Below are 13,546 nucleotides of genomic sequence, written 5' to 3' on the forward strand. Positions count from 1 at the left end.
GCTTCCGCGGTGCGGTCGACTCGGTGCACGATAAGTCCATCGAGTCGACACCGCGACCGGGCATCTCGATAAGTGAACAGAAGTCTTCGGCACGGTGTTCGTGTCGCCCTGTGCTGGTCGGCGTTCGCACAGGAACTCTTTGTATCCATGAAAATTCGAGCCCAACGGCTCACGGCAGGGGGAGGACCTGTGCCCGATTTGATCATCCTGCGGCTTGCGCCGTCGGAACCCATGGCTCCGAATGATTTCAAAACCATTCTCGCCGATCTGAAGATCACCGCATACGACTCGAGCTTCGCCGATAGCGTCCGGGGTGCGCTGCTGGGCAAGGCCGCTGGGTTGGCGGATCCGCATCTGGCCAGCACTGTCGACAATTCGGTCGATATCAACAACACCCAGATCCTGCAGCACTACATTGATGCCGCCGACCCGCCCGATCCGCTCGGCCCGCCGAAGCCGACTGTCCGACGTCTGGAATCGGCGGCGACGGCGGTCATCGTGGTCGATCCTGCGCATACATCCGCGGAATACCCGACCTCGACCTCGTACGATCTGCGACTGGAGCTGAGCAAGGGCTCTCTCGTGATCGCCCAGCGTCGTGTGCACTACAACGTCGCGATCACCACGCAAGGGACGCTTTCGACCGATCAGACGGACTACTTCCACGCGTCGGCGAGCGCGTTCGTCACCTTGCCCGCGTCCGCCGCAGGGCGCGATCCGAATCTGGCCTTCGTCGACCTGCCGCCCGACGGGCAGGCGCCGTTGTTCAGTGAGCTGGTCAAGGCGATCGACAAGGTCCTGGCCAAGGATCCGGGTGGTGCCACGGGGACACTGCTGGACGCGGCGCCGTTGACCCCGGCACAGTGTCGCCAGATCGCCAACGAAATCGTGTGGAACAGAACCGCTTTCCCGCCGCCTCAGCCGGATCCCACACTCGGGTTCGACCCGTTCGGCGCGCTCTACACCAAACCGAAGGTCGATCCGTACATCAGCGACGACAACATCGAAAAGGCAAGAGGCCGTTTCGATGCCGAGCTGAACGGCTATTACGGCACGCATGAGGCGGAGGCGCTGCGACTGGCCGGTTTCGTCTACTCGGCCGCGGCGGCCATTGCCGAGGAGCGGTTGAGCATCGCCGCCAGCCGGGCGCGGTTCGATTTCCCGTTGATCACCGGTGCCGGGACGGCGACCACGATACCGACCGCCGGTGTGGTGCTCACCGAAGCGACCGAAAAGGCAGGACTGAAGCCGAGTTTCGTCGTTCCGGCCGCGTACTTCTACGCGCTGACCGCACAGGTGCCGAGCCAGGTCGGCCCGGAACAACGATTCGACATGGCGCGCCTCACTCTCGAACCGCAACTGCTGACAGCCATCGAGGTGGCTCGCGACAGTGGTGTGATCACCACGCCCGCAGCACCGTCGACGGTGTCCGGCGCTGCGCTCACGGCCATCCAGGTGGCCCGGCGGCTGCATGCGCTAGGTGGAACGAGCGGATTGGCGGAGGTCCCCCTGGCCGCTCCGATCGACGCACTGATCACCGACTGGCTGGCACATGACAAGCCGACCGCGACCATCGACGCGGACTTCTGGCAGCCGGAAGCGACCACGAAGCGGCCCGCGGCCTATCTGGAACTGTTGCTGCTGGCCGTCACCGGGCATTCCGCGGATCTGATCACGGCGCTGAAGCAGCCGCCGCTCGGTATCGACACTGTCGCGAAGCTGGTCGCGGTTACCGACAAGCAGTGGCGCGAGTTCTTCGCCGCGCGCGCAGACCTGTTACCACCGTTCACCGCACCTGGCACACCCGCGGAGCGCACGGAGGCGTTCATCCGACATCTGCGCCGATTCTTCACGGTGAACAAGGATCCCGGCAATGCGCAGAACCCGGGCAATGCTGGACCGCCGATGCTCGGACGATCCGGCCGGGACGTCTTCGCGGCCTTCGCGAATACGTATCCGTCCCATTCCGGCGGAACCGCGTTCACCTTCGCCGCCGATCTGGATCCGGCAGCACTTGCCGCGACCGTCACGGATGTGCTCCCCGAAGATCCGGCGGCGCAGCGCTGGCTTACCTTCGCACTCAACGCGATTCGGCAGCTGTGGGTGCTCACCGATATCGGTGCGCAGGACCTGCGATTCTCCCTGATGGAGGCGCTCTACGCGCGCGGATTCACCGACGCCGTTCACGTCGCCCGGCTCTCGCTCGCCGACTTCGGGTTCGCGCTGTCGGGTTCGGTCGCCTACAACTACGCCGCTGCGATCTATCACCAGGCGAGCGAGTTCGAACCGTATCCGCCGGCGCCGCCCGGCCCGTTCCAACCGGTCAATCCCGACGGATCGCTGATCGATTGCATTCCACCCGAACATCTTTCGCCACTGGGCCCGGTTGCCTACCTGCACGAGTTGCTCCAGGTTTCGGCGGGGTCGACCTGCGAGGACCCGCGAGGCCACGGAGAAGAGGCCGACCTCGGAGCCCTGCTCGCGGCCCGCAGAGGCCCAGTCGGTCAGCTGCATGCGACCGAAGCCGATCTGACAACCCAGATTCCGGTGATCGACCTGGTCAACGAGAGCCTCGAAGCGTTGGTAACGCGGCCGACGGACGGCTCGGGGGCCGTATATGACACCGCCGCATACGAATTGGCCGGTCATCGACTGTCCACGGATGGCAGCGTCGGTGGCGATCCTTGGGCACATGATTCGGACACCCTGTTCGCCGCGCTGCCGCAGCATTCTTCGCCTGCGACCCCGGTCGAGGTCCCCGCGGCCTATGACGTACTGCGGTCCGATTTCACCGATCCGGCACTGCCGTATCCGCAAGCGCTCGATATCAATCGCAGTTACCTGGAGGCCACGGGTTCGAGCAGGTACTCGGCCATGCGTCACTTCCGCAGGGACATTACCGAATTCGCGATCGATGCCGAATACGAGCCGGACACCTATGTGCGGCACCAGTGGCGTTTTCCGCTTCGGTTGCCGCTGGTATTGGAGTATCTGCGGATCACTCCTGAGGAGTCCGAACTGCTCTATCGCAACGATATCGCCGATGCCGCGACGCCGGGACGACTCGTACTGCGCGAGGTCTACGGTTTCCCGGCGGACCAGGACGGCGAAGGCGACGAGGATTGGCTCGATGTGGTGCGCCGGGTGCCGGAGTTCCTGCGGCGCACCGGTTTGGACTACTGCGAATTCCTCGCGCTGTGGGAGTGCGGGTTCGTGCCGTTCGGCCCCGACGGTGGGTCAGGCAGCGGATCGCGGGACGGCGAGGGGCTGGTGTATCCGCCGTGCCAGCCGTGCTGCCCGGATGACCTGACCATCGATTTCGGCGATCACAGCACCACCGACGCACTTCGCCGACTCGCCGTCTTCATTCGACTGTGGCGGCGTTTGCGCGAGAATCCCGTCAGCACCGTGACTTTCGACGAGTTGTCGGATATCTGCACGGTCTTGGAGCTGTTCCACGGCCCGAAGATCAACCCGCAGTTCCTGCGCCAGCTGTGTGCGCTGTTCGTGCTGCGCGAACTGCTGTGCCTGCCGCTGGCCGATCCGGACGCGACCGACCCGTCCGGCACCGGCGCCGACCGAACCCATCTGCTCGCACTATGGCTGGGCCCGGACGCGCAACACTGGAACTGGGCGCTGCGGACGCTGATCGATGGCATCGAGGGCTCCGCCGAACGCGTCCGTCCAGAACTCGCCGACCAACCCGAGCTCGCCAAGCTGATGGCGCAGAATCTGGCGCCGCTGTCGCGGCTGGCCGGATTCAACCCGGATGTGGCCACCGACACCTGGTATGGCCAGCCAACAAGCACCCTGCGCTTCGCCGAGGTGCTGCTGAAGATCTACCTGTCCGAATTCACCGTCGGCGAGGTCTTGTTCCTGTTCGCCGATGCCCACCTCGATGGCGACGACCCATTCCCGCTGCCGACACCGAACGAATCGCTCGACGATCCGCTCGGCCTCCCCGACGACGAGGACGGTCACGGCCTCTGGGCGTTGCGGCGTCAGCTGCTCGAAGTGACCGCCGACGACGCGGGCACCTGGACGCTGTCCCGGATCGGTGCCGCACTGACCGATGAATTCGGTTATCTGCCAACGGTTCCCGCTGATTCGCTGCGCTCACTTGCCGAGCGGTTCTTCCCGTCGGTACTCGAATGCGAGGGCACACCGGTACCGGCGGACCGGCGGCGCTTCGCCACGCCGCTGGCCGCAGCCGACACCACGCCCGCCATGTGGAATGCCGAGCCCAGCGGGCCATTGCACTACGACATCGCGACGCAGACGCTGTGGACCCAGCTCCCGCTGGACGACGCGGCGCTCGCACAGCGGCTCAGCCACCTGCGGCCGCTGACCGAGGTGGAGCGAAAAGCGGTGTCGGAGTTGTACTTCATGCCGCGTGCGGCACTGGTGCCGTTCGCGCTGCTGTTCGGTTCGTTCGAGGTCGCTGTGCACACCCTCGTGCACGAACCGGATGAGCAGACCCGCTTCGCCTTCGTGCAAAGGGAATTCGCCCTGTTCCATCGGCGCTGCAAAATCATCGCCGAACATCTCGCCGACCATGTGCGCGCGGCCGCGCCGCAGGGCACCACCGAGGTGGGTGCAGTCGAGGTGGCACGGCTGCTGCGGGCGCTGCACGGTGACGAGAACACCGGGCACACCCCGTGGGAGGATGATTCCGGCAAACCACCTGTCCCGATCTGGCCCACCGCACCAACCGGCGGTGCGTACGCCGCGCTGCTGGGCTTGCTCGGCACCGGTCTGCTCGGCGAATTCTCGGTGGCTGGAAACGCTCCCGCCTGGCGCGAACTGAGCGGGCCGCTGTCGATGTTCGACGCGGGCCGCAACGAGTGGAATGCCCCCGTGCCCACCGTAATCCCAACGATGGACCTGACGCTCTCGCCCGAACAACTCCGCTTGGTGGCCGTGCGCAACGGGTTCGCACTGCGCGACGAGGACGGCGAACCACTGTTCGGCGCACAGCCTTTCACAGTGACCTGGTCGGGCAGCTTGGTCGTGGAAAATGGCGGACGGTATGAATTCGCCGCGGGGGGACCGACTCCCGACGGCGAGGCACCCGACTGCGACCGCTGCGACGACCTGCGCTGGCGCATCACTCTGCGCCGTGGTCAGCGGTCGTGGATCCTGTTGAACCACAACTGGCCCGGTGAGGACGCAGCGGACTACCAGTCGACCCCGATCGAATTGCGTGGCGGCGCATACGAGATCACGGTCGAATTCGACCAGCGCGAGCCGAGATTCGACGAGGTGGAACGGGTCCGGCCACGGCACACCGGATTCCAGGTCAAATACACCGGCCCGGACACCGGCGACACACTGGTCGCGGTGCCGCACCATCGGCTCTACCGCAACACGGTGGACATTCCGCTGGATGAATGCGTCGACGTCGATGGCGCGGCGCACAACTACCTGCACGGCCGCTACACCTCCAGCCTGCGCGATATCCGGCGCACCTACCAGCGGGCCTTCAAATCCGTCCTGATCGCGCACCGGCTCGGGCTCTCCGCCGCTACGCTGCCCCGCGAACCGCAGTCCGAGCTGGGGTATCTGCTCGACCATCCGGAAGCCGTTGCCGGACAGACATATCCACGCACCGGCCCGTCGTCGTTCGGAACCCATCGCGCCTGGTTCGATCTGGACCTGCTGCCGGTCACCGATCCGTATCGGTCGCCGACGAACGACCAGCGCGCGGGCGTGAGCGGTCGCAGACAGGCCGCGCTGTTCGATTGGTGGGAAAGGCTTTACGACTACACGGGGTTGCGCGCCGAAACCAAGGCGGCCAGGGAACGGCCCGCCTGGCGGGTATTCCTCGAGGCGGCCGAACGTCAGCCCGACGACCCGGCGCAGCTGGTTCGTCATCTCGGGGTGGATGTGCGGCACGCGCCGCTGGTACTGACCTATTTCGCGGTCGGCGGCGACTATCACATCGCCACACCGGATCTGGAGTCCGAGGCATGGGTCGCTCGGGTCTGGCGCGGTGAGATGTGGCTCGATCGGCTCGAGCATCGCTTCCGCGTATCGCGCATCGAGGACGCGAAACCGGCTCGCTGGGCTTCGGACCGGCCCGAGTTGGCACCGGATGCGGGCAATGACAACCTCACCCGGTTCGTCCAGGACGGATGCTTCGAAAATGATTCGCCCCGGCGCTATCTGGATGTGCAGGCGCTCAACGACGGTCTGCGGGTGCGGGCTCGTGACGCATTGGTCGCCTGGCTGTGCGGGATGAATCGGGTGCCGCTTCCGTTCGCACCCGGCCGATTCGCCACCAGGGCACGGGATTTGAGCGATCTTCTGCTGCAGGACGTGGAGACCGGAACGGGTGAGCGAGCCAGCCGGATTCAGGACGCGATCAGCAGCGCGCAGGCGTTCGTGCAGCGTGCCAGGCTCGGTCTGGAGCCGGGGCTGGCCGTCACGGCCGAATTCGCCGAGGTCTGGGACGGCCGCTTCGAATCCTTCCTGACCTGGCAGTGCATCGCCGAACGTGAGCAGTACCGGGAGAACTGGATCGAGTGGGACGAACTCGCCAAGGCGCGCCGGGTGGAGGCGTTCACCCTCCTCGAGGCCGAATTGCGCCGCCGCAGGCTGACCGTCGCGGTGCCGGGCGGTACGGAATGGTGGCCCGGTCGGCGGCCACCGGCGCATCCCGGGTTGACGGCTTCGCAGGCCGCGGAAGCCGCTCGAATCAGCCTGCTGCTGCCCGGGCCGCTGCCCGAGGGAATGGATCTGCTCGGTGAGCCCGCGGACGCCCGCCTATCCTGGCTCGCCCCGGTCATGCGAGCACTGCCGCCCGGCGATGGGGACGGAGGTTCGGATGGCGGCGATGGCAACGCCGATGGCGCAAGTGCCGAGAGCGGCACCGTCAAGGCGCGCGGTCGCACCAAGGGTGCCGCTGCGAAGGCCAGAGGTGGAGGCGGCGCTGCGAAGGCCCCCGGTGGCGGCAAGGGAGCTGCCAAGGTGCGCGCTGCCAATGGTGAGTCCGCTGCTGCCGATGCGCACACTGGAAACGTTGTACGCGAGGCAGCTCGGCATGGCGTGCTCGCAGGCGAACTGTCGGATACCGACCACGAGCGGTTGCCGATGTGGATCAAGGCAGCGGCGCGACTCGGCACTCGATTCGTTCGGGTCGCCGCGGCGGGCCTCCCACCTGCCGGTGCGGGATTCGTTGTCTGCGAGCATGATTCGCTTGGACGCTGTGTCACCTGCGCACAGACCGCCGAGTCCGTCGTCGACGAATACTACTTCTGGCTGCAGGACGCTAGAAGTTTCGATGCGGTGCATCAGGACGCGGACGCTGGCCGCGGCAAAACCGACGAGATCTCGGACTGGCATCGCCCGGAAAAGCTTCCCGCACTGCTGGATTGGCCGACAGGCTCGGTCGTGCACCTGGTCTGGTCGCGCGCACGCGACGGCCGATTCGAGCCCTCGCGCCGATCGACCGACCCGGTTGTCCTGGATCCGCAGGCCGTTCCGAAACTGGTGTTCACCGGAAGAGCGGGCGATTCGCTGCGCTTCCAGGTCATCGGTGGCCACCGCCCGAAGGGCCATGAGGCAGACCCGACGCCGCCCGGCTTCCGGTACGACCTGGCCACCGACAGCGCGATCACGGTGCCGCAGCTCGCTGCACCACCGGCCGTGCCACCCGGCGCCGAGGTCGGCGGGCTGGATGGCTATCCCTTCTTCGCCTATGTGTGCCCCGGTGCTCCACTGGAACCGCTCACGCTGTTCTCCGTCGCCACAACAGTTGGCGGTGCGTTGCGCGCTGACTGCAAGTTCGACGCCGCACTCAAATGGTATGAGCTGGTGCGCATTCCGGGCGCGACCGACAACACCTGGTCGGTATGCGTCAACACGGCAGCGGACGAGCACAGCGACGGCGACAGCGACTCCGCCGACGGTGAAGTCGAACTCGCCCTATCGCGGCGCGACCAAACCTGCTGCCCGACCGGGCCGGTGGATGGCGATCGCGCTCGCGACCGGGCGTTGCTGCTTCGCTACCTGGAGACGATGCTCGCCTGGGCCGACGTGCTGCGCTGCCGCAACAATCCGGAGGCAACGCGACGCGCCGAAGTAGTCCTCACCGAGGTGGATCGGATCCTTGGCGCACGCCCGGAAATCATCCTTGCGCAGGATGATTCGACTGCACGCACAGTCAGCAGGTTCATCCCGCGCCGCGCGCCGCTCAACCCACGGCTGCTCGCGCTCTACGACCGGACCGCTGACCGGCTCGCGGCGATCCGCGAATGTGTGAACGGTCGCAGGCTGCGCGACGGTACACCCGGCATCGATATGCGGTACTTCGGCGACGACCCGCGCCGCGACGGCTGGCAGCTCACCGGCTGCGCTTGCGGCTCCGAGGGCTGCTGCGAACCGTGCTGCGAGCCATACCGTTTCACGGTTCTGGTGCAGCGCGCGCGGGAGCTGGCCGGTGAAGTGCGAGCGCTCGGTGGGCAGTTGCTCGCCGCGCACGAGAAGGCCGATGCCGAATACCTGGCCGCCCTGCGCCAGACGCAGGAACGCCAGCTGGTCGAACTCACCCTGGATCAGCGTCGCAACCAGTGGCGCGACGCCGACTGGCAGGTGCAGGCGCTCGGCAAGACGAAGGAGGGCGCCCAGACCCGGTTGCGCTACTACCAGAATCTGATCGTCGGCGGTCTCAACTCCGGCGAATCCGGCTACGAGGCACTCACCGGTGTCGCGCTGGGCTCACGGATCGCGGGCAATGTGTTGGAAGCGATCGCACAGGGTGTCAGCCTGTTTCCGGATCTCTGGATCGGTATCGCCGGCATTGCTGGAACACCGTTGATGTTCAGCCAGTGGCCGGTCGGCAATAAGCTCGGCGCCGGATTCTCGACCGCCGCACGGATTCTGAACGCCGTCAGCGATAACGCGAACACCGCGGCGGGCCTGAGCAATACCGAGGGTTCCTGGGATCGCAGGCTCGCCGACTGGCGCCAGCAGGTCGATGTCATCTCCGTCGAGATCGAGCAGATCGAACGGCAGATCCTCGGCGCAGAACGGCGCCGGGATATGGCGCTGACCGAGCTGAACACTCAGCGACGCGAGGTGGAAAACGCCGCCCGAGTGCAGGATTTCCTGCGTGACAAGTTCACCAGTCACGAAATGTACCTGTACCTGCAGCAGGAGACCTCGGCACAGTACTTCCGCATGTACGAGCTCGCGCGTTGTGCGGCACGCAAGGCCGAGCGCGCGTTCAATTACGAACGCGGGCACACCACCCGATCCTTCGTCGGCTCGGACGATTTCGACAATCTGCGTGCCGGATTGATGGCGGGGGAGCGGTTGCAGCTCGCGGTGGCGCAGATGGACAAGGCGTATCTGGACGAGAACTGCCGCGAATACGAACTCACCAAGCACATTTCGTTGCGCCAGGCGTTCCCGCTGGCCTTCGTGCACCTGCAGGCGACCGGCTATGCCGAGATCGAGCTGCCGGAATGGCTCTTCGACGTCGACTACCCGGGGCACTATCTGCGCCGGATCAAGAACGTCACGGTCACTATTCCGTGCGTGGTCGGTCCGTACACCGGCGTGCACTGCCGACTCACCTTGTTGAGCAGTCACACCCGGGTCGATCCGCGACTGGCGCAAACGCCAGCGGTCTGCTGTGACAAGCAGTCCGGATCGGATTGCGGCTGTATATCTTCGGACAACGGATACGCCGCCGCCATTGACGACGGCCGGGTACTGCGTTCCTACGCCGCGACCGAGGCCATCGCGACCTCCAGCGGTCAGAACGATTCGGGGATGTTCGAACTGAACTTCCACGACGAGCGGTATCTGCCGTTCGAGTTCGCCGGTGCGGTCGGCCGGTGGCGCATCGAATTGCCACCGGAGACGAACTATTTCGACTTCGACGCGCTCAGCGATGTGGTGCTGCACCTGAACTACACCGCGCGCGAGGGCGGCGAGGCATTGCGCACCGCCGCGCTGAGTGCGGCTCAGTGCCGCCTTCCCGGCGACGGGCTGCGGCTGTTCGATCTGCGGCGCGATCTCCCCGATGCCTGGCAGGGCGTGAGCCTGCCGAAACCAGCACAGGGACCGTGGAATCGGAAGCTCGACCTGCGGCTGTCCGGGTCGATGTTCCCATTCGTGCCCGCCAAGCGGGCGCGGTGGGCACACGCGATCCAGCTCTTCATCGAGGCGCCGTGTGCCGAACCGAGCACGAATATCGTGCTCAAGTTCCGGCCGGGACTACACGACCACGGCGAGGCGGCTTGCCAATGCCGCTGGATCGATGTCCACTGCGTCGCCAGCAGCGAATATCCGGCGCTGTATTGGGGCGTCGTGGATCTCGACGGCAGCCGGCTGGGCCCGTTGCAGCCCGACCGGCCCGAACTCATAGGCACCGTCGAACTCCCCGATGACCTCGGTGAGGTATGCGACGCCAAGGTGGTCATCGGTTACTGCGCCGAGCCTTGGCGCTCCTGCGGACACGGCGATCGGTGCTCGTGCCGCGGACGATACTGACGGCGGCAACCTAGAAGGTGGTGTCACCCAGGTGCTTTCGGAGGCACCTGGGTGACAGCGTCGCAGACCGATGGATCCTCCAGGCCTTGCGGCGGCAGGTCCGATCTGTCATCGGTCTCGAAGAGACGGCCGCTGGTGGGATCGTCGCCCCCTAGCCAGGCGTCTTCGCCGCAACGGACCCGCACCACCGCCAGTCCGGTCGCGGTTTCGATGTCGGTGAGAAACGATCCGCTCCGCTCGGCGGGCACCGACGCGAGCGGTACCGCGCCGAGGCAACCAGCGCGAGCTACCGCATTGAGAACGCGCGATTGATCCGGACTCCGAGGCACAGGACCGAGGTCGGCGCGGCCGCGCTTTCCTGACCCCGGATTTGCCGGTGGGGTGGGACCGGATCCGGTCTGCCGCAACGGCATGCGATGGGGGCCTGTCCGGTCCGATGCCCGGTGTTCGCCTCAGCCGATCAGGTGCTCGAGTGCGAGCTGTTGCAGTCGGACGAAACCGAAGTCGCGTTCGGCGGCTTTATCCGGATCGAAACCGTCATCGCCTGAGACGAATGCTTGGATCGACTCCCCGTCACCGAGAGTCGGCTGCGCAGCATTGACCTGCTAAGAAACCGACGAAATCGACGACATGAGGCATGGTCTAAGCTGGTGGAGTGCGATACCTGTCAGTGCGCGGGATGGGTGCTTCGTGACCACAACATCTCTTGCTCCGAGAATGCGGATTGGTGAACTGGCTCGGCGGACAGGGGTCAGCGCCCGCTCGCTGCGATACTACGAGCAGCAGGGTCTACTGCACAGCTCTCGATCCGTCGGTGGACAGCGGCTCTACATGATGGCGGAGGTCGCGCGGGTCCGAGTCATCCGGCAGTTGTTCGACGCGGGCCTGAGCAGCAAGGTGATCGCCCGGTTGCTGCCGTGCGTGGACAGCGACGATGTGGATGTCGCCGAGGATGCTTTCACCACGATGGTCGGGGAACGCAACCGGCTGACCGCCGACATCACCCGGCTCGTCGAGGCCAGAGACGCCCTCGACGAGCTGATCGAGGTGAACACCCGGCACCGGCTCAGGCGTGCGCCAGGGTGACTCCGACCGGAACGCGGTCAGAGACTCATGTCGATGACGAGCTTGCCTATGGCGCCGCGAGATTCGACGACTGCCAGTGCCTCCTGTGCCCGCGCGAGCGGGTAGGTCTGGGTGATGTGCGGATCGAGCCGCCGGGTGGCCATCAGCTCGGCAACGCGTTCGAGGCTTGCTCTGTCGAGGCGGCGGTGGACCATCAACCCCCCGAGCTCGGTCACCGACGGGTCCCCGACGGCGACGAGCGTGTCCGGCTTCTTCGCCAGTGGCGCGATGTCGCGCAGGGACTCGCCGCCGACGTTGTCGACCACGGCGTCGAACCCGTCCGGGGCGTGCGCGCGGAGCCGTTCCACAACGTCACCTGCGGTGTAGTCGACGAAGGTCGCACCGGTCGCCGTAGCGAGATCCCGTTTGGCCGTGCTGCCCGTGCCGACCACGGCCAGGTCCCGGTCCTGCGCGAGCTGGGCCAGCGCAATGCCGACTCCACCGCCGATCCCGTTCACCAGCAGCGTGGCCCCGGCGGGCAGGGCGAGCTGGTCGAGCACGTCCAGCGCGGTGGTGCCGGCGACGGGGATGGTCGCCGCCCAGGTCCACGGCAGCGTGTCGGGGATACGCGCCGTGGACTCGCCGAGCAGCAGAGTCGTTCCCGCATACGTGCCCGCCCCGGTCAGCGCGAACCCGGTGACCCGGTTACCGACGGCCAAGCCGGTCACGTCGTCCCCCACCGCGAGCACCGTCCCCGCCGCCTCCATCCCCATGACCTGAGGAAAGGGCACGTGGCCGTTCAAGTCGCGAATCTGCCCCGACCGCAGCAGGTGATCGAGCGGGTTCACTCCCGCGGCCGCGACGCGGATCAGGACCTCGGTGGGACCGGGCGACGGATCCGGCCGCTCGAAGAACTCCTGGACGTCGGCCGCACCGAAATTCCGGTATCCCAAGACTGTGCTCATCGTGGATTCCTCCTTCACGTCCTCGTCCGGCGGTCGGCTCGAGGACGATCCGACGTTATTCGATGACATCGGTGTCAAGTTCAAGTCGGTGTGACCCGAACAACACCGCCCGCCACACAAGCGGTTCCGACACAGCGGACGAATCACAACCACGTAAGACGTGGTCTGAAGGCTCCAGATCACCCTCGGCGAACTGCTGCACCGTGCGGGCACGGTGCGGGCGATGGAGCTCGACATCAACACCGAGTGGGTCTCGTTCATGACCTACGCCAGCTCCGCGACCCCATCAACCCGCCCGCCACCAAGCTTCGCCCGAATTCCGTCAAAACGGGGGACGCTGCTTCAACACCGACGACCGCGACTTCGTTGCCGTCTACAGCCGTTGGCCTTGCACGAATTCGTAGGTGTGGAGCACCAGGCCGTCACCCATCTTTCGTGTGTTGACCAGGTGCAGCGGCTTCATGTCGCTGGTCTCGTCGAAGATACGCAGGCCGGTTCCCAGCACGACCGGGAAAACTACCAGCCGCAGTTCATCGGCCAGGTTCTGTTTTATCAGTGCGCGCACGAGCTGATAGCTGCCGTAGACCAGGATTTCCCCGTCCACTTTCCGCTTCAGCTCCGAAATCTCCTTTGCTGCATCGCCGTTGAGGACCGTGGTGTTGCTCCACTGAGGATGTTCGAGAGTCGACGACACGACGTATTTGGGGATGCTGTTCATTCTGTCCGCCCACTTGCGGCTTACGCGGACATCCGCGCCATCGCCGGATCGCATCCGGGACGCGAACCACTCACTGCTGCGCCTGCCCAGCAGTAGCGCCTCGGCACCCAGCGCTTCCTCCGTCTCGTTGGCGGCCCAGTCTTCGAGGTCCTTGCCCCCCGCGAACTGGTGGAACCAGCCGCCCAGCTCGAAGCCTTCCTCGCCGTCCGGGTCTTGGACCACTCCATCGAGTGTGGCATTTGCGCTGATGACGATCTTTCCCATTTCCGTGCTCCTTTGACAATGTTGTCGGCTATCA

Annotated in this window: 4 protein-coding genes; 2 read left to right on the top strand and 2 right to left on the bottom strand. The window is 65.9% G+C overall.

Annotation, left to right across the window (positions count from 1 at the left end; translation table 11 throughout):
* The first annotated feature begins 189 nt into the window (after positions 1-189).
* Complete coding sequence (locus tag ACQP0C_RS21240) at positions 190-10,500, top strand: neuraminidase-like domain-containing protein (RefSeq protein WP_433722345.1); 10,311 nt, start codon at positions 190-192, stop codon at positions 10,498-10,500.
* A gap of 717 nt (positions 10,501-11,217) precedes the next feature.
* Entirely contained in the window at positions 11,218-11,586 is a 369-nt protein-coding gene (locus ACQP0C_RS21245; protein ID WP_433722347.1) for a MerR family transcriptional regulator, read from the top strand.
* Positions 11,587-11,603: 17 nt separating this feature from the next.
* Here the strand turns inward: ACQP0C_RS21245 and ACQP0C_RS21250 are convergent, their stop codons facing one another.
* A complete protein-coding gene (locus tag ACQP0C_RS21250) occupies positions 11,604-12,530 on the bottom strand; it encodes an NADP-dependent oxidoreductase (protein ID WP_433722349.1) in 927 nt (308 codons plus the stop codon).
* 373 nt (positions 12,531-12,903) lie between these two features.
* Entirely contained in the window at positions 12,904-13,512 is a 609-nt protein-coding gene (locus ACQP0C_RS21255) for a dihydrofolate reductase family protein (protein WP_433722350.1), read from the bottom strand.
* Between the last annotated feature and the right edge of the window lie 34 nt (positions 13,513-13,546).

It is taken from the genome of Nocardia sp. CA-129566 (genome assembly GCF_050956075.1).
Lineage (GTDB): Bacteria > Actinomycetota > Actinomycetes > Mycobacteriales > Mycobacteriaceae > Nocardia.